This window comes from Hydrogenophaga borbori, from assembly GCF_003417535.1.
GTDB lineage: Bacteria > Pseudomonadota > Gammaproteobacteria > Burkholderiales > Burkholderiaceae_C > Hydrogenophaga > Hydrogenophaga borbori.
Window position 1 is genome coordinate 153,004 of sequence record NZ_QVLS01000014.1, and the last position, 23,291, is coordinate 176,294.

Annotated in this window: 22 protein-coding genes and 1 pseudogene; 12 read left to right on the forward strand and 11 right to left on the reverse strand. The window is 70.2% G+C overall.

Translation table 11 applies throughout. The annotated features are described in order from the left end of the window. Positions 1 to 76 precede the first annotated feature (76 nt). On the forward strand, positions 77 to 1,012 hold the full coding sequence (gene rocF / locus DY262_RS19780) for an arginase (protein ID WP_116960785.1): 936 nt from the start codon (positions 77 to 79) through the stop codon (positions 1,010 to 1,012). An 81-nt stretch (positions 1,013 to 1,093) separates the two neighbouring features. Here rocF and DY262_RS19785 read toward each other — a convergent pair whose 3' ends face one another. Next, positions 1,094 to 1,393: an antibiotic biosynthesis monooxygenase family protein gene (locus tag DY262_RS19785; RefSeq protein WP_070397117.1), complete on the reverse strand. Its 300-nt coding sequence runs from the start codon at positions 1,391 to 1,393 to the stop codon at positions 1,094 to 1,096. After that, the gene (locus DY262_RS19790) at positions 1,338 to 3,044 is read right to left on the reverse strand and encodes a GMC family oxidoreductase (protein ID WP_245981116.1); all 1,707 of its coding nucleotides are present in this window, start codon (positions 3,042 to 3,044) and stop codon (positions 1,338 to 1,340) included. Before DY262_RS19790 ends, DY262_RS19785 begins: the two co-directional genes overlap by 56 nt. Positions 3,045 to 3,216: 172 nt before the next feature. Between DY262_RS19790 and DY262_RS19795 the strand changes: the two genes are divergently transcribed. After that, positions 3,217 to 4,074 (forward strand): 3-hydroxybutyryl-CoA dehydrogenase, encoded by an 858-nt coding sequence (locus tag DY262_RS19795; RefSeq protein ID WP_116960786.1) that lies wholly within the window; start codon positions 3,217 to 3,219, stop codon positions 4,072 to 4,074. Between the two features lie 56 nt (positions 4,075 to 4,130). On the opposite strand, the gene DY262_RS19800 is transcribed toward DY262_RS19795, so the two are convergent. Beyond that, entirely contained in the window at positions 4,131 to 5,321 is a 1,191-nt protein-coding gene (locus tag DY262_RS19800) for a hypothetical protein (protein WP_147326280.1), read from the reverse strand. 346 nt (positions 5,322 to 5,667) lie between these two features. On the opposite strand from DY262_RS19800, the gene gorA reads away from it, so the two are divergent. Then, entirely contained in the window at positions 5,668 to 7,071 is a 1,404-nt protein-coding gene (gene gorA / locus DY262_RS19805; RefSeq protein WP_116960788.1) for a glutathione-disulfide reductase, read from the forward strand. A 24-nt stretch (positions 7,072 to 7,095) separates the two neighbouring features. Here the strand turns inward: gorA and DY262_RS19810 are convergent, their stop codons facing one another. Continuing rightward, on the reverse strand, positions 7,096 to 8,346 hold the full coding sequence (locus tag DY262_RS19810) for an MgtC/SapB family protein (protein WP_245981117.1): 1,251 nt from the start codon (positions 8,344 to 8,346) through the stop codon (positions 7,096 to 7,098). A 38-nt stretch (positions 8,347 to 8,384) separates the two neighbouring features. Here DY262_RS19810 and DY262_RS19815 point away from each other — a divergent pair, with 38 nt between their 5' ends. From DY262_RS19815 to DY262_RS19825, 3 genes are read left to right on the forward strand one after another with little or no spacing between them, the layout of a single operon-like run. After that, positions 8,385 to 9,893, forward strand: a complete 1,509-nt coding sequence (locus tag DY262_RS19815; RefSeq protein WP_116960790.1) for an AMP nucleosidase — start codon at positions 8,385 to 8,387, stop codon at positions 9,891 to 9,893. An 11-nt stretch (positions 9,894 to 9,904) separates the two neighbouring features. Then, on the forward strand, positions 9,905 to 12,178 hold the full coding sequence (locus DY262_RS19820; protein ID WP_116960791.1) for a xanthine dehydrogenase family protein molybdopterin-binding subunit: 2,274 nt from the start codon (positions 9,905 to 9,907) through the stop codon (positions 12,176 to 12,178). Between the two features lie 10 nt (positions 12,179 to 12,188). Next, complete coding sequence (locus DY262_RS19825; RefSeq protein ID WP_116960792.1) at positions 12,189 to 12,650, forward strand: (2Fe-2S)-binding protein; 462 nt, start codon at positions 12,189 to 12,191, stop codon at positions 12,648 to 12,650. Position 12,651: 1 nt separating this feature from the next. Here DY262_RS19825 and purT read toward each other — a convergent pair whose 3' ends face one another. Continuing rightward, positions 12,652 to 13,857 carry a formate-dependent phosphoribosylglycinamide formyltransferase gene (gene purT, locus DY262_RS19830; protein WP_116960793.1) on the reverse strand — a complete coding sequence of 402 codons (1,206 nt, stop codon included), beginning with the start codon at positions 13,855 to 13,857 and terminating at the stop codon, positions 12,652 to 12,654. 25 nt (positions 13,858 to 13,882) lie between these two features. Then, positions 13,883 to 14,734, reverse strand: coding sequence for an archaetidylserine decarboxylase (gene asd / locus DY262_RS19835; protein ID WP_116960794.1), 852 nt, complete (start codon positions 14,732 to 14,734; stop codon positions 13,883 to 13,885). Positions 14,735 to 14,795: 61 nt separating this feature from the next. On the opposite strand from asd, the gene DY262_RS19840 reads away from it, so the two are divergent. The 3 genes from DY262_RS19840 to DY262_RS19850 are packed head-to-tail and all read left to right on the forward strand — an operon-like array spanning position 14,796 to position 16,813. Next, positions 14,796 to 15,731: an ATP-binding cassette domain-containing protein gene (locus DY262_RS19840; protein ID WP_116960795.1), complete on the forward strand. Its 936-nt coding sequence runs from the start codon at positions 14,796 to 14,798 to the stop codon at positions 15,729 to 15,731. Beyond that, positions 15,731 to 16,558, forward strand: coding sequence for an ABC transporter permease (locus DY262_RS19845; RefSeq protein ID WP_181936576.1), 828 nt, complete (start codon positions 15,731 to 15,733; stop codon positions 16,556 to 16,558). The genes DY262_RS19840 and DY262_RS19845 overlap by 1 nt, the downstream gene beginning before the upstream one ends. 48 nt (positions 16,559 to 16,606) lie before the next feature. Further along, positions 16,607 to 16,813, forward strand: coding sequence for a hypothetical protein (locus DY262_RS19850; protein ID WP_147326281.1), 207 nt, complete (start codon positions 16,607 to 16,609; stop codon positions 16,811 to 16,813). A 27-nt stretch (positions 16,814 to 16,840) separates the two neighbouring features. Here the strand turns inward: DY262_RS19850 and DY262_RS19855 are convergent, their stop codons facing one another. The 4 genes from DY262_RS19855 to DY262_RS19870 form a co-directional block, all read right to left on the reverse strand. Then, complete coding sequence (locus tag DY262_RS19855) at positions 16,841 to 17,098, reverse strand: hypothetical protein (RefSeq protein ID WP_116960797.1); 258 nt, start codon at positions 17,096 to 17,098, stop codon at positions 16,841 to 16,843. A 267-nt stretch (positions 17,099 to 17,365) separates the two neighbouring features. Continuing rightward, the gene (locus DY262_RS19860; protein ID WP_116960798.1) at positions 17,366 to 18,490 is read right to left on the reverse strand and encodes a YbdK family carboxylate-amine ligase; all 1,125 of its coding nucleotides are present in this window, start codon (positions 18,488 to 18,490) and stop codon (positions 17,366 to 17,368) included. Positions 18,491 to 18,493: 3 nt separating this feature from the next. Continuing rightward, the gene (locus tag DY262_RS19865; protein ID WP_116960799.1) at positions 18,494 to 19,684 is read right to left on the reverse strand and encodes a cation:proton antiporter; all 1,191 of its coding nucleotides are present in this window, start codon (positions 19,682 to 19,684) and stop codon (positions 18,494 to 18,496) included. Between the two features lie 123 nt (positions 19,685 to 19,807). Further along, positions 19,808 to 20,692, reverse strand: coding sequence for a class I SAM-dependent methyltransferase (locus DY262_RS19870; protein ID WP_116960800.1), 885 nt, complete (start codon positions 20,690 to 20,692; stop codon positions 19,808 to 19,810). Between the two features lie 47 nt (positions 20,693 to 20,739). On the opposite strand from DY262_RS19870, the gene DY262_RS19875 reads away from it, so the two are divergent. The 3 genes from DY262_RS19875 to DY262_RS19885 all read left to right on the forward strand — a co-directional run bounded on the left by DY262_RS19875 (position 20,740) and on the right by DY262_RS19885 (position 22,853). Next, entirely contained in the window at positions 20,740 to 21,774 is a 1,035-nt protein-coding gene (locus DY262_RS19875; protein WP_116960801.1) for a serine/threonine protein kinase, read from the forward strand. A 149-nt stretch (positions 21,775 to 21,923) separates the two neighbouring features. After that, complete coding sequence (locus DY262_RS19880; protein WP_116960802.1) at positions 21,924 to 22,373, forward strand: MarR family winged helix-turn-helix transcriptional regulator; 450 nt, start codon at positions 21,924 to 21,926, stop codon at positions 22,371 to 22,373. Between the two features lie 51 nt (positions 22,374 to 22,424). Beyond that, positions 22,425 to 22,853 (forward strand): organic hydroperoxide resistance protein, encoded by a 429-nt coding sequence (locus DY262_RS19885; RefSeq protein ID WP_116960803.1) that lies wholly within the window; start codon positions 22,425 to 22,427, stop codon positions 22,851 to 22,853. 73 nt (positions 22,854 to 22,926) lie between these two features. On the opposite strand, the pseudogene DY262_RS22165 reads toward DY262_RS19885, so the two are convergent. Then, positions 22,927 to 23,262 (reverse strand): annotated as a pseudogene (locus DY262_RS22165) (hypothetical protein); the annotation flags it as partial. Positions 23,263 to 23,291 lie beyond the last annotated feature (29 nt).

A 23,291-nucleotide genomic window follows, 5' to 3' on the forward strand; every position in this document is an offset into this window, starting at 1 on the left:
GTATCCGGTGTCGGCTGGCCTCACGCGCCCCGCCCAGGGTAGCGATTCGTAACAGTCGCGCGGAGAATGCCGAGCCATGCAAGCCCCCATCACCCTCATCGGCGCGCCCACCGATATCGGCGCCGGCGCGCGCGGCGCGTCCATGGGCCCGGAGGCCCTGCGCGTGGCCGGCCTCGCGGCCGTGCTGCAGGCCCAAGGCCTCACGGTGCACGACCGCGGCAACCTGACCGGCCCGGCCAACCCCTGGCGCCCGCCGCAAGGCGGCTACCGGCACATCGAGGAGGTGGCGGCCTGGAACCACGGCCTGCACGGCGCCGTGCTGGACGAGCTGCGCGCCGGCCACCTGCCCATCGTGCTGGGCGGCGACCACTGCCTGGGCCTGGGCTCCATCAGCGCGGTGGCCCGGCACTGCCGCGAAAGACACAAAAAGTTGCGTGTGCTGTGGCTGGACGCGCACGCCGACTTCAACACCGCCGCCCTCACGCCCAGTGGCAATCTGCACGGCATGCCGGTGGCCCTGCTGTGCGGCCTGGGCCCGCCCGAACTCACGGGCATCGGCGGCCACACGCCCGCGATCCGCCCGCAGGACATCCGCCAGATCGGCATCCGCAGCGTGGACGCGGGCGAAAAGCGCCTGGTGCACGAGCACGGGCTGGAGGTGTTCGACATGCGCACCATCGACGAGATGGGCATGCGCCACACCATGGAGCTGGCACTCGCGGGCGTCGACGGCGACACCCACCTGCACGTGAGCTTCGACGTCGATTTCCTGGACCCAGAGATCGCGCCCGGCGTGGGCACCACGGTGCGCGGCGGACCCACCTACCGCGAGGCGCAGCTGTGCATGGAAATGATCGCGGACACCGGCCGGCTGGCCTCGCTCGACGTGATGGAGCTGAACCCGGCGCTGGACGTGCGCAACCGCACGGCCGAACTGGCGGTCGACCTGGTGGAGAGCCTGTTCGGCAAGTCGACCCTCATGAGAAAGCAAGCACCGACGCGCGCGACTTGATCGAGGACGCCGCGGAACCGGCTCCCCCGGGCCGCAGACATCGCCCCCTGGGGGCTGACGCGCGCAGCGCGGCGCAGGGGATCAACTCTTGCCCACCAGCTCCAGGTGCTCCACCACCGGCGGCTGCGCGAAGAACGGCCCCACGATGGCGCGCCACTCGGCGAAGGCCGGCGAGCCGCGGAAGCCCACGGTGTGGTCCTCCAGCGTGTCCCAGTAGATCATCAACAGGTAGCGGCCCGGGCTCTCGATGCTGCGGTTGACCTTGAAGCCCTGGAAGCCCTTGGCCGTCGAGATGACGGTGCTCGCGCCGCGCAGGATGGCTTCCTCAAACGCCGAGGCCTTCGAGGGATCGATGCGGATGTCCGCGTGTTCCAGGATCATGTGCTGTCTCCGTTGTGGTTTCGGCCGCGGCGCGGCGTGCGGCGCGGATCATATCCACCGCCTTCTCGGCGATCATGATCACGGGGGCATTGGTGTTGCCGCCCACGATGCGCGGCATCACCGAGGCATCGACCACGCGCAGGCCGCTCACGCCGTGCACGCGCAGCTCAGGGTCCACCACGGCGCCCTCGCCCGGTCCCATGCGGCAGGTGCCCACGGGGTGGTAGATGGTGTCGGCGTGGCCGCGCACGAACTGTTCGATCTGCGCCGCGCTCTGTGCGTCGGCCGAGGCCCGCGACTCCACGCCGCCGAAGCGCGCCAGCGCGGGCTGGCTCAGCAGCTGCCGCATGCGCTGGAAGCCGAGCACCAGGCGCGCGGTGTCGTCCGGGTCGCTCAGAAAGGCCGGGTCGATCAGCGGCATCACCTGCGGGTCGCGGCTGGCCAGTCGCAGCGTGCCCCGGCTCTTGGGGCGCAACAGACAGACATGGCAGGAGTAGCCGTGGCCGAACACCGTCTTGCGCCCATGGTCCACCAGCTTGCCGATGACGAAGTGCAGCTGCAGGTCGGGAACGGCCTCGTCGGGCGAGCTGCGGATGAAGCCGCCCGCCTCGGCGAAGTTGGTGGTGAGCAGGCCGGTGCGCGCGCGCCGCCACTCGCCGATGCCGCGCAGCGCCGCCAGCGCACCCCGCAAGGACAGGCCGAACAGCTCGGTCGCGCGCGGCGCGCTGACCACCTGCACCACGTCCACGTGGTCGTGCAGGTGGGCGCCCACGTCGGGCAGGTGGTGCAACACCCGGATGCCGTGCTCGCGCAGCTGATCGCCCGGCCCGATGCCCGAGAGCATGAGCAGTTGCGGCGAGCCAAAGGCACCGGCGCTGAGCACCACCTCGCCACCGTCGCGGCAGCGCGCCAGCTGCAAGGGGCCGCGCCCGCCCTTGGCGCGGTACTCCACGGCCACGGCGCGCGGTGCCTGGCCGGCCTCTTCGTCCAGCACCACACGGCAGACCAGCGCATCGGTGATGACCGTGAGATTGGGCCGGCCCAGGTGCGGCGTGAGGTAGGCCTTGGCCGCGCTGAAGCGCTCGCCATGCTGGTGCGTGACCTGGTAGTGGCCGATGCCCTCCTGATCGGCGCCATTGAAGTCGGCGTTGATCGGGTAGCCCGCCTCGCGCCCCGCCTCGATGAAGTGCGGCACGAAGGGGTTGGGGCTGGTGAGGTCGCGCACGTTCAGCGGCCCGCCGGTGCCGTGAAAGGCGTCGGCGCCACGCTCGTTGTGCTCGGCGCGCTTGAAGATCGGCAGCACGTCGGACCAGGCCCAGCCCGGGTTGCCCGCGGCGGCCCAGGCGTCGTAGTCGCTGGGGTGGCCACGCGCATAGATCATGGCGTTGACCGAGCTGGAGCCGCCCAGCACCTTGCCGCGCGGCTGGTAGCCGCGCCGCCCGTTCAGGCCGGGCTGGGGCACGGTCTCGTAGCACCAGTTCGCCTGCCCGTTCTTGGCCAGCACCGCCAGCCCGGCGGGGCAGTGGATGAGCACGCTGCGGTCGGGCGGCCCGGCCTCGATGAGGGCCACGCGCAGGGCCGGGTCCTCGCTGAGCCGGCCGGCCAGCACGCAGCCGGCCGATCCGCCGCCCACGATGATCACGTCGTACATGCTGTCTCCTGCATTGCCGGCGGCACCCGGATGGGTACGCGACAATGGGCGGCCAAGGTAGCAGGCGCCCCCTTGCCGGTGTAGGCAGACCTGCCTAGCCGCGACGCCCCGACACCCGCGCATCACGCGGGTTTCCCCTGATCCCACTCCCTTTCTCGACGAGGTTCTTCGCATGAGCAGCAACAGCATCCAGACGGTCGGCATCATCGGCTCGGGCACCATGGGCAATGGCATCGCCCAGGCCTGCGCCACCAACGGCCTGCGCGTGGTCATGGTCGACATCGCGCAGGCCGCTCTGGACAAGGGCCTGGCCACCGTCGCCGGCAGCCTGGACCGGTTGATCAAGAAAGAGAAGATGACGGCCGAGGCCAAGGCCCAGGCGCTGTCGCTGATCAAGACCAGCACGAACTACGAGGACCTCAAGGGCGCGCAACTGGTGATCGAGGCCGCCACCGAGAACGAACCGCTGAAGGTCAAGATCCTGCAGCAGCTCGACGCCCTGCTCGCGCCCGAGGTGATCGTCGCCACCAACACCAGCTCGATCAGCATCACCAAGCTGGCCGCCGCCACGAAGCGCCCCGACCGCTTCATCGGCATGCACTTCTTCAACCCCGTGCCCATGATGGCGCTGGTGGAAATCATCCGCGGCCTGCAGACCAGCGACGCCACGCACGCCACGGTGAAGGCCCTGGCCGAGGCCCTGGGCAAGACGCCGATCACGGTGAAGAATGCGCCGGGCTTCGTGGTCAACCGCATCCTGGTGCCCATGATCAACGAGGCCTTCTTCGTGCTGGCCGAGGGCCTGGCCACGGCCGAGGACATCGACGCCGGCATGAAGCTGGGCACCAACCAGCCCATCGGCCCGCTCGCGCTGGCCGACATGATCGGCCTGGACGTGTGCCTGGCCGTCATGAACGTGTACGTCGAGGAATACAACGACAGCAAGTACCGTCCCTGCCCGTTGCTCAAAGAGATGGTGGCCGCCGGCTACCTGGGGCGCAAGACGGGGCGCGGCGTCTACACGTACTGAAGCGCCGCACGCGGGGCGCTTCACCGGGCACGGGCTTCTGCACCCGGCACCCCGGGTCACTCGTCCTCGCAGACCTTGCCGGTGGGGTAGGTCGTGGTGGTGCCGCTCAGGGCGCGCATGTAGGCCAGGTAACGCTCGGCGCGCTCGGGGGTGTTGGCCGTGATGGCTTCGATCTTGAGCGTGATGGCATATCCATCCTTATCCGCCTTGCTTTTTTTTGCGGGAGGAAAGTCAGCCTCAAAGGTCTCGGACATGCACGCGGTGGAGGCCATGCTGGCGTCGGCCAGGGCCATCAGCGTGTGGCCCGATCGGTCCTGGCTGTTCATTGGGAGGCTCACGTTGGACACCGGCAGGTAGGTGCCATCCACCCGGCGCAGGCCATGGATGACGAGGTCGCTGTCAGCCAGCACATACGGACCGCGCAAGGTGGGAGAGGCCGGCGCGATGTGCACCACCTGGGCCGCGACATAGCCGGTGTCCTCGCCCACCGCCGCGCCAGCCTGGCGCGAATGGGCCAGATAAGCCTCGTAAGCGGCATTGACGAACAGGTTGCCCTGCGAATGGGCCACGAGCACAGCGCGTTCGGCCCGCTGGCCGGCCCGGATCAGTTGCGCGGTGTGTTCGGCCATGTCCTGTGCGGTGAGCGGGTCCGCAGCCAAGGCCGTGCTCAACGCCGTGATCTTGGCCAGCGTCGCATTGGCCAGTGCATCGAACCAATTGCCCAGTGCCTTGTCGCTGCGCACCACCCGGGCCACCAGGCGCTGAGTGAAGGAACCCGGCTGATCGTTCTGGCCGCTGACCTGCTCCCAGAAGTGCTCCCAGCGCCGGGACAGCAGGCCATTCAACTCCGTGCTGCGCTGGCGGAACACCTCGGCCACGTCTTGCAGGCATGCATCGTCGTCGCTGCGCTTGCACGTCTGGTTGTAGAACAGCTCGTAGCGCACCGGCGCGCTGTGCCAATCGGGACCGATGAAGTTCTGTTGCTTCAGCACCTCCAGTGAGGCCCAAGCCTCCCTTCGCGTATTCCACACCCCATTGAAGAACCCCACCAGATAGGCCATGGTGTAGCAGGGGTACTGAAAGTCGACGCCGAAACCGACGCCTTCAAAGGTGTCCAGGTACTGGGCGTACGGTTTGTCGTCGGCGTAAGGCCAGGTTCGGTACCGGTCCCCGCGAGACCAGTAGGGAAACCGAGGGATCAGGTCCACCGCGGGATTCGGTGGCCAAGGCGTGGTGGCCTTTTTCACCTCGGGGTCCGTTGTTCGGGTCGCGGTGGATAGCGGTAGTTGGTCTCGATGGCCTGCTGCTTCAAGCGGACGTCTCCGCACAGTTGCTAGGGTTTGGGGCCCGCGGCCAGCGTGGCGGTGCACAGCAGCAAGGGCATCGACGCCCACGGATATCGGATGCGCATGGTTTTCCCCCTGAGATGGCCATGGCACCGGATGTCCAAGGCACGGCACCAGCTTAGGCAGCCCCGCCCATGCATACCCTCAGGAGTTGGGCCGAAGGTGGACAGTCAAGGCCCCCCAACCGTCCGGGGAACTGAGACAAGACCCGACATCACGCCGCGCCGCTCGCCTACCATCGCCCCCCATGAGCGCTTACGACTTCGATCTCTTCGTCATCGGCGGTGGCAGCGGCGGCGTGCGCGCCGCGCGCATGGCCGCGCAGCGTGGCCAGCGCGTGGCCCTGGCCGAGGTGCTGGGCACCGATGGCCTGGGTGGCACCTGCGTCAACGTGGGCTGCATCCCCAAGAAGCTGTACAGCTACGCGGCGCACTACCACGAGGCCTTCGCCGAAGCGGCCGGCTATGGCTGGCACGTGGGGGAAACACACCTCGACTGGGCCACGCTCAAGGCCAACCGGGCCCAGGAGATCGCGCGCCTGAACAGCGTCTACGCCAACCTGCTCAGCGGCGCCGGCGTCACGCGGCTCGACGGCTTCGCGCGCCTGGTCGGGGACCACGACATCGAACTCGCCACGCTGCACGCCGACGGCTCGCCGGGCCACCAGCGCTTCAGTGCCGCCCACATCCTGATCGCCACGGGCGGCACGCCCCATGTGCCGCACTTCAGCGGGCGCGAGCACGTGATCACCAGCAACGAGGTGTTCGACCTCGAGCCCTTCCCGAAGCGCCTGCTCATCGTCGGCGGCGGCTACATCGCCTGCGAGTTCGCCTCCATCTTCAACGGCCTGGGCGCGCGGGTGACGCAGCTCTACCGCGGCGAGCAGGTGCTGCGCGGCTTCGACGACGAGATCCGCCACTTCGCGGCGGCCGAGATGGCCAAGGCCGGCGTGGACCTGCACCTCAATGCCGGCGTGGTCGACATCCGCAAGACCGCCGACGGCCTCGTCGTGACCTGCGAGGACGGCAATACCCTCACCGTGGACGCCGCGCTCTATGCCACCGGCCGGGTGCCCAATACCCAGGGACTCGGGCTGGACACCGTGGGCGTGGCCCAGGGGGCCCAGGGCGAGGTGCTGGTCAATGAGCGCTACCAGACCAACGTGCCGCACATCCGCGCCGTCGGCGACGTGACCAACCGCGTGCAACTCACGCCGGTGGCCTTGGGCGAGGCCATGGTGGTGGTGGACGATCTCTGCGGCCCCGCGCCCGGCAAGGCCGCGCGCGAGATGAGCTACGACTTCGTGCCCACCGCCGTCTTCACGCACCCCAGCATCGGCACCGTGGGCCTCACCGAAGCCCAGGCGCGTGAACGCTTCGGGGAGGTCACCGTCTTTCGCAGCGAGTTCAAGGCCTTGAAGCACACCCTGTCGGGCCGCACCGAACGCACGCTGATGAAGCTGGTGGTGGACACCCGGAGCGACCGCGTGGTGGGCCTGCACATGGTGGGCGCCGAGGCCGGCGAGATCGTGCAGGGCTTCGCCGTCGCGCTCAAGGCCGGCGCCACCAAGGCGGTGTTCGACAGCACCATCGGCATCCACCCGACGGCGGCCGAGGAGTTCGTCACCATGCGCGAGCCGGTGCGCCGCTGAGCGCACGGCGGGCCGCTCGCCCCCTCAGCCCCACCAGGCCAGCAGGGCCACGCCCAGCAGCGTGTGCAGCCACAGCCCCGGCGCCAACCAGCGCAGGTAGGCCCAGCCGCCCGACGCGAACGCGGTGACCGACTTGCTGCCCGCGTGCACCAGCAGCGCCAGCATCAGCGCGTGCCGAGACCCTTCAGCGGGCGCCGCGTCGCTGAACACCGCCGCCACCGAGGCGTGCAGATCGGCCAGGGCGCCCACCACGGCGCCGGCCATCAGGCCCGCCTGGCCCAGCCAGGCCTGCAGGCCGTGCACCAGGGCCTGCACGGCCGCCAGCAGCGCCGCCACGGCCAGCGCACCGCCCAGACTGAACATGCGGTCGTCGCGCGCGCTCGGCAAGGCCTCGGTGCGCGGGGTGGCGCCCGTCACCACCACGTCCTTGACCTCGCCACGCACGAGCCACCAACCCCAGGCCAGCGCCAGCGTGGCGGCCACCAGTACGGGCAGCCACAGCACCGGCAGCCAGGCCGGGCGCACGGCGGCCGCCACCAGCAGCAGCTGCAGTTGCGTCGACACGCAGGACAGCAGGCCCCCGCCGGCCATGGCGCGCGCGGGGGCGCTGCCCTCGCGCGCCGCCAGGCCCATGCTGGCGATGGTGGCGGTGCTCGACACGAAGCCCGAGGCCAGCGCCGACAGCGCCACCGCGTGCCGCGTGGCCAGCAGCCGGCGCGCCAGGTGGGCCGCCGACTGCAGGGTCAGCAGCAGGGCCAGCAAGGTGCCGATGGTGCGCGGATTGAGCGCCTCGCCCCACAGCGGCCGATCGGGCAGCAGGGGCAGGCCCAGCAACACCAGCGCCACCAGCAGCAGGCCGTCGCGCAGCTCGGCGGCGCGCAGCCAGTGATTGACGAAGCGGTGGGCCCGATCGCGCACCGCCAGCACCACCGTCAAGCCCACGGCCAGGCCCGCCGCCAGCGCGGCGCTGTGCGCGCTCAACACGCCGACCAGGTAGGTCAGCAGCAAGGCCACCTCGGTCGTCACGCCAGGGTCCTCGGAGCGGTCCTTCAGGTAGGCCACCAGGCCCAGGCCCGCGACGAAGGCCGCGCCCGCCACCACAATGCCGCTCAGCCCGGTGAGCGCCGCCGCGGCGCCCGTGACGCAGGTGAGCGCAAAACTGCGCAGGCCGGCCAGGGCGCGCGTCGGCCCCGCGCCCTTGCGCCGCTCGCGCTCGATGCCCACCAGCAGGCCGCAGCCCAGCGCCACGGCCAGGGTGGCGGCCGCGTGGGACAAATCGGGGGAGTTCAGGCCGTTCACTTCACAATAGCCGCATGCAAAAAACGCCCGAATTTACCGCCCCCCAGCGCTTCGACGACCCGGACGCCGCGCTGGATCAGGTGCGCCGCATCTACCAGCACAGCGTCGAGTTCCTGCGCCAGGCCCTGCACGACTACGTCGGTGGCGCCGATTTCCACGACGTGCGCGTGCGCGCCTGCTACCCCTACGTGCGGCTGGTGAGCCACAGCAACCTGCGCCTGGGCGAAGGGGCCGACGAACTCGGCCGCCAGCGCCTGAGCTACGGCTTCGTGGCCGGCCCGGGCCGCTACGAAACCACCCTCACCCGCCCCGACCTGTACGGCGACTACTACCGCGAGCAGTTCCGCCTGCTGCTGGCCAACCACGGCGGCGAGATCGAGATCGGCACCAGCACCCAGCCCATCCCTATCCATTTCTCGTTCGCCGAGCACGACCACGTGGAAGGCCAGATGGGCGCCACGCGCCGCGCCTTCATGCGAGACGTCTTCGACCTGCCCGATCTCACGGCCATGGACGACGGCATCGCCAACGGCACCCACGAGCCCGGCCCGGGCGATCCGCACCCGCTGGCCCTGTTCACCGCCCCGCGCGTGGACTACTCGCTGCAGCGCATGCGCCACTACACCGGCACCTCGCCCGACTGGTTCCAGAACTTCGTGCTGTTCACCAACTACCAGTTCTACATCGACGAGTTCATCAAGCTCGGCCACGCCGAGATGGACAAGCCCGACAGCCCCTACATCGCTTTCATCGAGCCGGGCAACGTGGTCACGCGGCGCAAGGGCCTGGACGCCCGGCCCGGCGACGAGCTGGGCCACGCGCCGCCGCGCCTGCCGCAGATGCCCGGCTACCACCTGGTGCGCGAGGACCGCAGCGGCATCACCATGGTCAACATCGGCGTCGGCCCGGCCAACGCCAAGAACATCACCGACCACATCGCCGTGCTGCGCCCGCACGCCTGGCTGATGCTGGGCCACTGCGCCGGCCTGCGCACCACGCAGCAGCTGGGCGACTACGTGCTGGCACACGCCTACGTGCGCGAAGACCACGTGCTCGACGAGGAGTTGCCGCTGTGGGTGCCCATTCCCGCACTCGCCGAGATCCAGCTCGCGCTGGAGGCCGCGGTGGCCGACGTGACCGGCGTGCCGCCGGCCGAGCTCAAGCGCATCATGCGCACCGGCACCGTGGCCAGCACCGACAACCGCAACTGGGAGCTGCTGCCCGACAACACGCCTCAACGGCGTTTCTCGCAGTCGCGCGCGGTGGCGCTGGACATGGAGTCGGCCACCATCGCGGCCAACGGCTTCCGCTTCCGCGTGCCCTACGGCACCCTGCTGTGCGTGAGCGACAAGCCGCTGCACGGCGAGATCAAGCTGCCCGGCATGGCCAATCACTTCTACCGCGAGCGCGTGGACCAGCACCTGCGCATCGGCATCCGCGCGGTGGAGCTGCTGCGCGCGGGCGGCGTGGACCAACTGCACAGCCGCAAGCTCAGGAGCTTCGCGGAGGTGGCCTTCCAGTAAGGAGAAGCCGCATGGCGACCACCCGACGCAAGTTCGTCCTCGGCACCCTGGGCATCGCCGGCGCCCTGGTGGTGGGCTGGGGCCTGATGCCACCGCGCCAGCGCCTCACCACGGCGCAGCCGCTGCCCACGGGCGAAGGCGAGGTGGCCTTCAACGGCTGGGTCCGGATCGCGCGCGACGGCACGGTCACCGTGACGCTGGCCAAGAGCGAGATGGGCCAGGGCGTGGTCACCTCCTTGTGCATGCTGCTGGCCGAGGAGCTGGACGCCGACTGGTCGCGCGTGCGCTGGCAGCCGTCGCCCATCGACGCCATCTACAACAACATCGCCAGCGTGGTCGACGGCCTGCCGGTGCACCCCGACACCGACAACCTCGCCGTCGACGCCGTGCGCTGGCTCACCGCCAAGGCCATGCGCGAGATCGGCGTGATGATGACCGGCGGCTCGTCCAGCGTGAAGGACCTGTGGCTGCCCATGCGCCAGGCCGGCGCGTCCGCGCGCCAGATGCTGGTGGCCGCCGCCGCCGCGCAATGGGGCGTCGCCGCGGCCGACTGCGGCACCGAGAACGGCGAGGTGATCGCGCCCGACGGCCGCCGCCAGGGCTACGGCGCCCTGGCCGCCGCGGCGGCGCAGCAAGCGCTGCCGCGCGACCCGCCGCTCAAGGCGCCCGAGCGCTTCAAGCGCATCGGCCAAGCCACGCGCCGCCTGGACACGCCCGGCAAGATCGATGGCAGCGCGCGCTTCGGCATCGACGCCCTGCCCGAAGGCCTGCTGTACGCCAGCGTGCGCCTGTGCCCCACCCTGGGTGGCCGCGCGCACAGCCACGACGACGCCGCGGCGCGCGCGGTGCGCGGCGTCAAGGCCGTGCTGGCCGTGGAGCCCCTGCGCGGCGGCACCGGCGGCGTGGCGGTGATCGCCGACCACCCCTGGCGCGCCCGCCAGGCGGCCGACAAGCTGGACGTGAACTGGGACCACGGCGCGCTCGCCAGTTTCTCCAGCGCGCAGGCCATCGAGGGTTTCGCCGCCGCCGCGCGCACCGAAAAGGGCTTTGCCTTCTACGAGACCGGCGAGGTGGACGCCGCGCTCGCAGGCGCCGCGGCGCGCATCGAGGCCGAGTACCGCGCACCCTACCTGGCCCATGAGGCCCTGGAGCCCATCAACTGCACCGTGCTGTTCGAGGGCAACAAGGCCACGGTGTGGGTGTCGACCCAGGTGCCCGGGCTGGCGCGCAAGGCCGCGGCCGGGGCCCTGGGCCTGCCCGACGAGGCCGTGGCGGTGCATGTGCTCATGCTGGGCGGCGGCTTTGGCCGCCGGCTGGAGGTGGACTTCATCGCCCAGGCCGCCGCCATCGCCAAGGCGGTGCCGGGACATCCGGTGCAGACGCTCTGGAGCCGCGAGCAGGACATCCGCCACGACCTGTACCGCCCGGCCTGCGCGGCGCGCTTCGAGGCTGGCTTCGACGCCGACAAGCGGCTCGTCGCCTGGAAAAACACCAGCGCGGGCCAGGCCATCGTGCCGCAGGTGCTCACGCGCGCCTTCGGCCTGCCCGGCGGCGGGCCCGACAAGACCACCAGCGAGGGCGCTTTCGACCAGGCCTACGAGTGGCCAGCCGCCCGCATCGCGCACGTCAAGGTGGACGCGCCGCTGCAGGTGGGCTTCTGGCGTTCCGTGGGGCATTCGCACCAGGCCTTCTTCAAGGAAGGCTTCGTCGACGAGTGCGCGCACGCGGCGGGCCAGGACCCGCTGGCCTTTCGCGAATCGCTGCTGCGCCGGCACCCGAAACAGCTGGCCGTGCTGCGGGCCGCCGCCCAGGCCGCGGGCTGGGGCACCCCCTCGCCGCCCGCGCCCGACGGCGCGCGGACCGCGCGCGGCATCGCCCTGCACGATTCCTTCGGCTCCACGGTCGCGCAGGTGGCCGAGGTCTCGCTCGGCCCCGACAAGGCCATCCGCGTGCACCGCGTCTGGTGCGCCATCGACTGCGGCTTTGCCGTCAACCCGGCGGGCATCCGCCAGCAGTTGGAGGGCGGCGTGGTGTTCGGCCTGTCGGCCGCGCTGCATGGCGGCGTGGAGATCGTCGACGGCCAGGTGCAGCAGAGCAACTTTCACGACCAGCCCATCCTGCGGCTCAACGAAGCGCCGCGCGTGGACTGCCTGATCCTGCCGGGTGACGGCTCCCCCGAGGGTGTGGGCGAGCCCGGTGTGCCGCCGATCGCGCCCGCCGTGGCCAACGCGCTGTTTGCGCTCACCGGGCAGCGCCTGCGCAGCCTGCCCCTGAAACTCGCCTGAGGAGCCGCCCATGACCACCGCGCTCAATGTGAACGGCCGCGACCTCAGCGTCGACGCCGACCCCGACACGCCCCTGCTGTGGGTGCTGCGCGCCGACCTGAAACTCACCGGCACCAAGTTCGGCTGCGGCGTGGCCCTGTGCGGCGCCTGCACGGTGCACGCCAACGGCCAGCCCATCCGCGCCTGCGTCACGCCGGTCTCCGCGGTCGCGGGGCAGGCCATCACCACCATCGAAGGCATCGAAGGTCCCGAGATCGCCGCCCTGCGCGCGGCCTGGACCGCCGTGGACGTGGTGCAGTGCGGCTACTGCCAGGGGGGCCAGCTCATGAGCGCCTGCGCGCTGCTCAAAAGCAATCCCCGGCCCGACGACACGGCCATCGACGCGGCCATGAGCGGCAACCTGTGCCGCTGCGGCACCTACCAGCGCATCAGGGAAGCGGTCGCGCTCGCGGCGCAACAGGCCAGGGGCTGAGTCAGGCGGCCCGGCGCGGCTTCACCTTCGAGGCCGCGAGCTTGGCGTTCTCGCGCGCGCGCTGCACGTCGGCCTCGCGCGCCAGCGCGACGCCCATGCGCCGCTTCTGAAAGCTCTCGGGCTTGCCGAACAGGCGCAGCTCGGTGCCGGGCACGCGCAGGGCCTCGTCCACGCCGTCGAAGGCGATGCCCTGGGCCTCCACGCCGCCATAGATCACGGCGCTGGCGCCCGGGCTCTTGAGCGCGGTGTCCACCGGCAACCCCAGGATGGCGCGCGCGTGCAGCTCGAACTCGTTCTGCCACTGCGTGACCATGGTCACCATGCCGGTGTCGTGCGGGCGCGGGCTGACCTCGCTGAACCACACCTGGTCGCCGGCCACGAACAGCTCCACGCCGAACAGGCCCTGGCCACCCAGGTTGTCGGTGATGGCCTTGGCGATCTCGCGGCTCTTGCGCAGGGCCTCGGCGCTCATGGGGTGCGGCTGCCAGCTCTCGACGTAGTCGCCGCCCACCTGCACATGCCCGATGGGTTCGCAGAAGTGCGTCTCGGCCTGGCCGCCGGCGCCCAGCGCGCGCACCGTGAGCAGGGTGATCTCGTAGTCGAAGCGGATGAACCCCTCGACGATGACCCGCCCGTGACTCACCCGGCCGCCGGCCATGGCGAAGTCCCAGGCCTTCTGCACGTCGGCGGGGCCGTCGATCTTGCTCTGTCCCTTGCCGCTGCTGCTCATCACGGGCTTGACGATGCAGGGGTAGCCGATGCCGCTGTCGATGGCCGCCTGCAGCTCCTGCAGCGAATCGCAGAACTGGTAGGGGCTGGTCGGCAGGCGCAGCGTCTCGGCCGCCAGGCGGCGGATGCCCTCGCGGTCCATGGTGAGCCGGGCGGCGCGCGCGGTGGGGATCACGCGCACCACGCCCGCGGCCTCGAGTTCCTGCAGCATGGGCGTGGCGATGGCCTCGATCTCGGGCACCACCAGGTGCGGGCGCTCGCGCTCGATCAGCGCCTTGAGCTGGGCCGGGTCGCTCATGGCGATGGTGTGCGCGCGGTGCGCCACCTGATGACCGGGCGCGTTCTCGTAGCGGTCGACCGCGATGGTCTCCACGCCCAGGCGCTGCAGGGCGATCAGCACCTCCTTGCCGAGTTCGCCGCTGCCCAGCAGCATGACTTTGGTGGCCGAGGGCGACAGCGGCGTGCCGAGCGTGGTCATGGTGATGTCCCGAGGAAAGAAAGATTCAGAGCGCGCTGCCCATGGCCTCGCCCAGGCGCACGGGGCGCGCGGCGGTCCAGTCGGGGCGCAGGGCGATGGTGTCCGGCGGCCACAGCAGCACCACCGTGGAGCCGAGCAGGAAGCGGCCCATCTCGGCGCCTTGGTCGAACGAGAGGGGCGCGTCGTCGTAGCGCCATTCGCGCACGGTGCCCGGACGCGGCGGGTTGACCACGCCGTGCCAGGTGGTGGCCATGCTGCCCACGATGGTGGCGCCCACCAGCACCAGTGCGAAGGGCACGGTGCGCTCGCCCACAGGCATGTCGAACAGGCAGACCACGCGCTCGTTGCGCGCAAACAGGCCCGGCACGCCCGCGGCCGTGGCCGGGTTCACCGAGAACAGCTCGCCCGGCACGTGCAGCATGCGCCGCAGCGTGGCCGCCGCCGGCATGTGGATGCGGTGGTAGTCGCGCGGGCTCAGGTAGATGGTGGCGAAGCTGCCGCCCTGGAAGGCCTGGGCCAGCGCCGCGTCGCCGCCCAGCAGCGTGCGCGTGTCGTAGTGGTGGCCCTTGGCCTGGAAGATGCGGTCGCCTTCGATGCGGCCCAACTGGCTGATCGCCCCGTCCACCGGGCAGACGAAGGCTGCGTCGGCCAGCGGGCGCGCGCCGGGTTTCAGGGCGCGCGTGAAGAACTCGTTGAAGGTGCCGTAGGCGGTGGGGTCGGGGTTCGCCGCCTCGGCCATGTTCACCTGGTAGCGCGCGATGAAGCGGCGGATGGCCCACTGGGTGAGCGCGCCGGCGCGCGCGCCGGCGAAGGCGCCCGCCAGACGGGTAAGCGCCCCCTTGGGCAGAAGGTATTGGAGTTGGACGGCCAGCGACATGGGTGGCGGATTGTAAAAGTGGAACCCGTGGGGGTTTGAGGCGGCAGGCACAATGCCTTGGATGAGCACACCCCTGTTCGAAGCCACCGAGCTGGTCAAACGCTACGGCGAGAACACGGTCGTCAACGGCGTGAGCTTCGCCATCCACCCTGGCGAATGCCTCGGCGTGATCGGCCCCAACGGCGCCGGCAAGACCACCACCATCCGCATGTGTCTCGGCCTCACCGCGCCCGATGGCGGGCGCATCCACGCCTTTGGCAAGGACATGCCGCGCGACGCCATGGCCATCAAGGCGCAGCTCGGCGTGGTGGCCCAGATGGACACGCTGGACCCGGACTTCAACTGCGCGGAGAACCTGCTGGTCTATGGCCGCTACTTCGGCCTGAAGGACGCGCTCATCCGTGAGCGCATCCCGCGCCTGCTGGAGTTCGCCGCGCTCACGCACAAGGCCACGGCCCGCCCGGGCGAACTCTCGGGTGGCATGAAGCGCCGGTTGAGCCTGGCGCGCGCGCTGGTGAACGACCCGCGCCTGCTGATGCTCGACGAGCCCACCACCGGCCTGGACCCGCAGGCCCGCCACCTGATGTGGGAGCGCCTGCAGGTACTGCTGCAGCAAGGCAAGAGCATCCTGCTCACCACGCACTTCATGGACGAGGCCGAGCGCCTGTGCTCGCGCCTGCTGGTGCTGGACCACGGCCGCAAGATCGCCGAAGGCCGGCCGCGCGCGCTCATCGCCGAGCACCTCGAGCCCGATGTGGTGGAGGTCTACGGCCCCGGCGCGCTGGACCTCGCCCAGCGCGAGGAACACGCCCCGCTGCGCGCCCTGGCCGCGCGCGTGGAGGTGAGCGGCGAGACCGTGTTCTTCTACACCGCGCAGGCGCAGCCGCTGCTGGCCGCCCTGGGCGAGCACCACCAGCTGCGCACGCTGCACCGGCCCGCCAATCTCGAGGACCTGTTCCTCAAGCTCACCGGACGACAAATCAGGGAAGACGGCTGATGACCACAACCACCCTCACCCCCATGAATCCCTGGGCCCCGCCGCGCCTGTCCTGGCGCTGGTGGCCGGTGTTCCTGCGCAACCTGCTGGTCTGGCGCAAGCTGGCCCTGCCCAGCGTGGTGGCCAACATCGCCGAACCGCTGATCTGGCTGGTGGCCTTCGGCTATGGACTGGGCGCGCTGGTGGGCACGGTGAACATGGGCACGCCCGGCGGCTCGGTGGCGGTGCCCTACATCCTGTTCCTCGCCAGCGGCAGCATCTGCATGAGCGCCATGAACGCGGCCACCTTCGAGGCGCTGTACTCGGCCTTCTCGCGCATGCACGTGCAAAAGACCTGGGACGGCATCATGAACGCGCCCGTGCGGCTGGACGACGTGGTGCTGGCCGAAATGCTCTGGGCCGGCTTCAAGTCGCTGTTCACGGTGACGGTGATCCTGCTGGTGATGCTGGGCCTGGGCATCACGCACTCGCCCAAGTTGCTGGTGGCCTGGCCGGTGCTGGGCCTCGTGGGCATCACCTTCTCCTGCATCGCGCTGGTGTTCAACGCGCTGGCCAAGGGCTACGACTTCTTCAGCTACTACTTCACGCTGGTGATCACGCCCATGATGTTTCTCTCGGGCGTGTTCTTCCCGCGCGAGCAGTTGCCCGGGCCGGTGCTGATGTTCTCCGACCTGCTGCCGCTGACGCACGCGGTGCAGCTGGTGCGCCCGCTGTTCCTGGACCAATGGCCCACGGACGCGGCGCTGCACCTGCTCGTCCTGGTGGTCTACGCCATCGGAACGTTCTGGCTCGCGCTGGCCCTCACGCGCAAGCGTTTCGCGCGCTGAGGGCAGGGCCCGGGGCCCATCGCTGGCATCGAACAGCGGGGGCCGGTGGTGAGCGCCGCATACGACGCGCGCGCCGCGCACGGAGCCGAGCTGACGGCGCTCGCGGGCACCGATGAGGTCACCCTCTATGGCAATGGTCGGCCCACCATCACCTGCGTCGCGACGCTGAACGGCGGCGGCGACATCGACCTGGTCGGCATGAGCGGCAGCGGCGACGGGGCCCTCGTGCTCTACGCCAACCGGATCAGGGCCTGAGCGCGGGCACGCCCCGCGCCCTGGGGTTCAATGGACCTGGTGCAGGCCCGGCTGGGCGTCGAAGTAGGCCTCGGAGCCGCTGTCCATGAACTCTTCCTGGTCGATCGCGGCGTCGAATTCGCGGATCGTGGTGTCGAACAGCTTGGGGATCAGCGGCTTGTCCAGCGGGCGGCAGACGCGGCCACGCAGGCCGCGCAGCGGTTGGCTGCTCTCCATGGCGTTGATCACGGCTTCCGGGTCCAGCATCAGGACGAAGGGGTTGGTGCGGTTGGCGAAGGAGTTCATGGCGGGCTTTCGGGATTCGGGTGAGACAGGGGGTCCGTCGTTGGAAACAAACTGTATCGATGGCCCCCGGGGGCGTTAAGTCGGCGCCTCACCATCCCGCGTGTAGGAAGTTCCCCGACAGCTGTCGGGAATCCCCCCGCAGGCGATTCGTGACGCACATCACGCACCGAGCCATGAGCGGTCGCCCTTCGCGCCTGAGCGGCACTCGACCCGGCGCCCCACCGCGCGGCCCGTCACGGTTTCCCGGCGCGGTCGGCCGGGCGCCGTTCAAGGCCCGTGGCGCAGCGCCTCCACGCTGGCGCGCACCACCGCCTCCACGCTGCGGCTGTCCCGGTAGCGATTGCGCAGGAAGCTCGCGTGGTTGCCGGCGTGGGCGGCCGTGCGCTCGATTTCGTCGAGCGCGGCGAGGCTATTGAGCGCCAGCGCGTGCGGCGTGAGCTCGCGCAGCGTGGCCAGCACGTCCTCGCGGATGCTGATCTGCTCGCGCGTCTTGGGGTTGACCATCATGCCGTCGAGGCCGAAGCGGCAGGCCTGGAAACGGTTGTAGGTGTAGACGAGGTAGTCGTCTTCCTCGGGCGGCGGCTCGCTGCGCTCCAGCAGGTGGCGGCACAGGGCCTGCAGGTAGCAGGCCAGCGCGGCCGCGCGCTCCACCGTCAGGGGCGTGTCGCACACGCGCAGTTCGATGGTGCCGTATTCGGGCTTGGGCCGGATGTCCCAGTAAAAGTCCTTCATGGACTTGACCACGCCCGTGCTCTCCATCTTGGTGAAGTAGCCATTGGCGAATTCGTCCCACTTGAGCACGAAGGGCGCCCGCCCGCTCAGGGGGAAGGCAAACACCGAGTTCAGGCGCGCCGAATCGAACAGCGTGTCCACGCCCTGCGAGAACGGCGAGGACGCCGACAGCGCGATGAAGTGCGGCACGTAGCGGTTGAGCGAATGCAGCAGGAACAGCGCCTCGTCGGGCGAGGCGCAGCCGATGTGCACGTGCTGGCCGAACACGGTGAATTGCTTGGCGAGGTAGCCGTACAGGCCCGAGAGCTGGTGGAAGCGTGGCTTGGAGAAGATGCGCTGCTCGAACCAGCGCTGGAAAGGGTGCGTGCCACCGCCCGCCAGTTCGATGTTGAGCCGGTCGCCGGCGGCCACCAGGGTGTCGCGGATCTGCTGCAGCTGCTGCAGCAGGGGCCCGTGCTGGGTGTGGATGCCGGTGGCGATCTCGATCATGCTCTGCGTCATCTCGGGCGTGACCACGCCCGGAAAGGGCTTGCGCGCCAGCAGGTCCAGCAGGTCGTTGGCGCTGCTGGAGAGGTCGTGGTCGTAGCTGTTGACGAGCTGCAGCTCCAGCTCCACGCCCATGGTCAGCGAGTCGGAGGCCTTGAAGGTTTCCAATGGCATGGCTTATTCCTTCGTGACGTGGGTCTCGCGCGCGGCCATCAGGGCGCGCTGCGTGACGATGGGGCCCAGCAATTCCTGCAGCAGCATCATGCCGGCCATGGCCGCCAGCACCTGCACCGCGGGCTCGAAGCCATAGAGCCGCGTTTCCTCGATGAGCAGGATCGCGAAGGCCGACATGGGCGTGAGCGCCAGGCCCGTGAGCAGGCCCTTGCGCTCGGAAATGCCCGACAGCCGAGCCGCCGCCACGTTGCAGAACACCTTGACGGCGGTGCGGATCAGGATCAGGGCCAGGCCCATGAACAAGGTGGTGGGCACGTCGGTCCAGGTCAAGAGCGAGGCGATGTACACGAACAGGAACACCGAGAGCAGGTCGCCCGCGGTGCCGAAGTCGCGCTGCGCGCTGGTGAGGTGCACGCGCCGCTCGCGCGCCACGATGCCGAAGGTCAACGCCGCCAGCAGCGGCGACAGTTTGAGCCCGTAGGCCGCGGTGGTCAGCAGCAGCACGGCCAGCGCGAACACCACGGTCACGCCGTGCCCGTGCGTATTGCGCAGCCGCAGCAGCCAGGGAATGGCCATGCCCAGCACCGCGCCCACGGCAATCGACGTGCCCACCACGTGGATGCTGCCGAAGGCCGCGAGCGCGAAATCGCCCGAGGTGGACAGCGTCCAGTAACCCACCACGAGCTTGAGCGCCAGCACCGCCATCAGGCAGTTGATGGCGCACAGGTGCAGCACGCGCTCGGTGGCCTGGCCGGAACTGCGCAGCTCGTGCGCCACGCGCAGCACGCCCGCGGGGGACGCCGCCATCGACACCGCGGCGATGATGAGGCGCTGGTCGGTGGGCAGCGCGAACCAGCTGGTGGCCCAGTACACCGCGCCGAAGGTGGCCAGCGATTCGACCACCCCCAGCAGCAGCACCCAGAAGTTGTGGCGGAACCAGCGCAGGTTGATGCGATAGCCGAGCTCGAACAGCACCAGCGACAGCGCCACCGTGGCCAGGAAGGGCAGGCCCGCGATGTCGGGCGTGAGGCCGGGCAGGTTGATCAGGCTGGCCAGCAGGCCCACGGCCACGTAGCTGGTCACGCGCGGCAGTTGCCAGCGCTCATTGAGCCACTCGGCGAGGAACCAGGCCAGCAGCAGCACCAGGGGCCAGGCGATGGCCTGCAGCAGGAAGGCGATGTCGGAAGGAATCACGGAAAGGCTCTCCTCGGTGACGCCGTCGGACCGGCGCCGGCGCGGGCCGGTCGTCGTCGGGCGTCGTGACCCCGAGTGGGGGCCATCGGTTCATGGACTGGCGGCCCGTGGGGCCGCCGCGGCTCAGACCGCGAATCGGGTCTGCATGGCTTGCAGGCCGAACTGATCAAGCACCTGCAGCAATCGCTGGCGCGCGCGCTCCTGGCGGCCATGGCGATCGTCGGCCATTCTACGGGCCAGGATGAGTTCGTTTTTCATGGAATGCTCCCATCCGACGAGCTCGGTGACGGTCACGTCATAGCCATGCGCTTCCAGACGCAGGCAGCGCAGCACGTTGGTGATCTGGCTGCCGAACTCGCGCGTGTGCAGCGGGTGGCGCCACAGCTCCGCCAGCGGCGTCTGTTTGAGCGCGAAGGCCTTGTGCTGGCGCATCACACCCGCCACCTCGGCCTGGCAACAGGGCACCAGCACCAGGTGCTGCGCTTGGCGCGCCAAAGCGAAATCGATCGCGTCGTCGGTGGCCGTGTCGCAGGCGTGCAGCGCGGTCACCACGTCCACGCGCGTCGGCAGCCCGCTGTGCTGCATGGCCTGCTGCACCGTCGCGGCCAGGAAGCGCATGCGCTCGAAGCCCAGGCGCTGCGCCAGCGCCTGCGAGCGCTCCACCAGCTCCGCGCGCGCCTCCACACCGATGACGCTGCCCTGGCCGCGCGGCTTGAGCACCAGGTCGTACAGGATGAAGCCCAGGTAGGACTTGCCCGCGCCATGGTCGGCCAGCGCCACGTCACCGCGCTCGGCCAAGACCTGCGCCAGCAGCGGCTCGATGAACTGCACCAGGTGGTAGACCTGCTTGAGCTTGCGCCGCGTGTCCTGGTTCAGCCGCCCCTCGCGCGTGAGGATGTGCAACTCCTTGAGCAGCTCGATCGACTGCTCCGGCCGCAGCTCGGGCAGCTGCGCGTGAAGGTCTTGCGCCGGCTTGGGCCGCGCGGCGGAACGGGAAACGGAAGGCATGCGGAGATGATAGGTGAGCGCCGCGAACCGACCCTGGACAATCGCGCATGACCATGCCGACCCCGCACCCCTTCGACACACTCACCCCCGACGCCGTTCTCGACGCCCTCGACGCCATCGGCCTGCGCGGCGATGGCCGCCTGACCACGCTCAACAGCTTCGAGAACCGCGTCTACCAGGCGCACCTGGAGCGGCCGGTGGACGGCCACGAGGTGGTGGTGCTCAAGTTCTACCGGCCCGGCCGCTGGAACGACGCGCAGATCGCCGAGGAGCACGCCTTCGCTGCCGAGCTGGCCGCCGCCGAGGTACCGGCCGTGGCGCCGCTGGCCGTCGACGGCGCCACCCTGCACCACCACGCGGGCTTCGCCTGGGGCGCCTGGCCGCGCCGCGGCGGGCGCCGGCCCGAGCTCGACGACCTCGAGGTGCTGGAGTGGATCGGCCGCTTCCTCGCGCGGCTGCACACCGTGGGCGCCGCGCGCCCTTTCGCGCACCGGCCCGCGCTCGACAGCGCCAGCTTCGCGCGCGAGCCACGCGACTGGCTGCTGGAACACGAAATGATCGCCCCCGAGATGCGGCGCGAATGGTGCGCCGCGCTCGACGAGGCGCTCACGCTCATCGAGGCCCATCCCGTGCTGCGCGCCGGCGGCGACAGCGACCCGCAGGGCATCGCGCACCTGCGCCTGCACGGCGACTGCCACCCGGGCAACGTACTCTGGACACCCGAAGGCCGGCCCGGCGCGGGCCCGCACTTCGTGGACCTGGACGACGCCCGCATGGGCCCCGCCGTGCAGGACCTGTGGATGCTGCTGTCCGGCGACCGGCGCCAGCAGACCCTGCAGCTGTCCGCCCTGCTCGACGGCTACGAGCAGTTCCGCCCCTTCGACCGGCGCGAGCTCGCGCTCATCGAGGCCCTGCGCACCCTGCGGCTGGTGCATTACAACGCCTGGATCGCGCGCCGCTGGGACGACCCGGCCTTCCCGATCAACTTCCCCTGGTTCGGCGGTCGCGAGCACTGGCGCGGCCAAGTCGACCTGCTGCGCGAACAGATCGAGGCCATGCAGCAAGCGCCACTTCAGGCCTGATCCCGGACCCCGCCGGGGCACACCCTCAGGGGTTAACACCAAAGCACTCGCATAAGCTCGGTCGCGCCGCGCGCGAAAGGCCCTGCTTCGGCAGTTGTCTTTTACTCAATTCAATTGCACACAATTCAATTTCGACCCACACTCCCGCCATGGCATCGACGCCCCCCACCACCAGCGACCTGCTCAAGCTCGACCACCAGCTGTGTTTCGCGCTGTACTCGGCTTCGCTGGCCATGACCAAGCTGTACAAGCCCTGGCTGGACGAGCTGGGCCTGACCTACCCGCAGTACCTGGCCATGCTGGCGCTGTGGGAAGAGGACGGCCTGAGCGTCTCCGCCCTGGGCGAACGCCTCACCCTCGATTCCGGCACGCTCACCCCGCTGCTCAAGCGCCTGGAGGCCATCGGTCTGGTCGTGCGGCTGCGCGACACGCAGGACGAACGCCGCGTGCTGGTTCGCCTCACAACCGCCGGCCGCCGGCTCAAGGCCCGCGCCGCGCGCATCCCCTCGTGCGTGCTGCAGGCCGCGCAGTGCACCGTGCAGGAGGCCATCGCCCTCACCCGCGACGTGCGGCAACTGCGCGACCGGCTCAGCGCCTGACCCCCATTCGTTCCACCCGCTGTCACCAGCACCCACCCTGGAGAAACCACCATGCCCACCACGCTCGACAAAGTCGTCTACACCGCGCGCGCCCACACCACCGGTGGCCGCGAAGGCTCATCCCGCTCCGACGATGGCCTGCTCGAGGTCAAGCTCGCGCCGCCCAAGGCCATGGGCGGCGCCGGCAACGGCACCAACCCCGAGCAGATGTTCGCCGCGGGCTATTCGGCCTGCTTCATGGGCGCCATGAAGCACGTGGCGGGCATGAAGAAGATCGCCGTGCCAGCCAACGCCGCCATCGACGCCGAGGTCGACATCGGCCCCATCCCGCAAGGCTTCGGCATCGCCGTGCGCATGACCATCCACCTGCCCGGCATGGACCGCGCCGTGGCCGAGGACCTGGTGAACACGGCGCACCAGGTCTGCCCCTACTCCAACGCCACGCGCGGCAACATCCCGGTCACGCTGACCGTGGCTTGAGCCCGGCCCGGCGCCCATGAAAAAACCCGCCGGTTCCGGCGGGTTTTTTGTTGGAGCGCCTGCCTCAGCGGTTGGGCTTGTTCGGGTCGTAGATCGTGGTGCCCGTGCCCACACCGACGCCCGCGCGCACGCCGCTGTTGCCGATCTCGGTGCTGGCGCCCACGCCCACGCCCGCGTTCACGCGGCCGCCCTGGTCCACCCCGACACCCACGCCCACCGGCCCCACGCCGGCGCCCACGCCCAGGCTCACGCCGCCATTGCTCGCGCCCACGCCAATGGTCACCGGTCCCACGGGGATGCCGAAACCGACGCCCACACTGGCGCAGCCCCCCAGCAGGGCGGCAAGGAACAAGGCGGCAGGCGTGCGGGAGAGGCGGACGGTCACGGTGGGCTTTCGGTCAGGAGACATGCGATTGTGAACCCGGTGCCGGCGCAAAG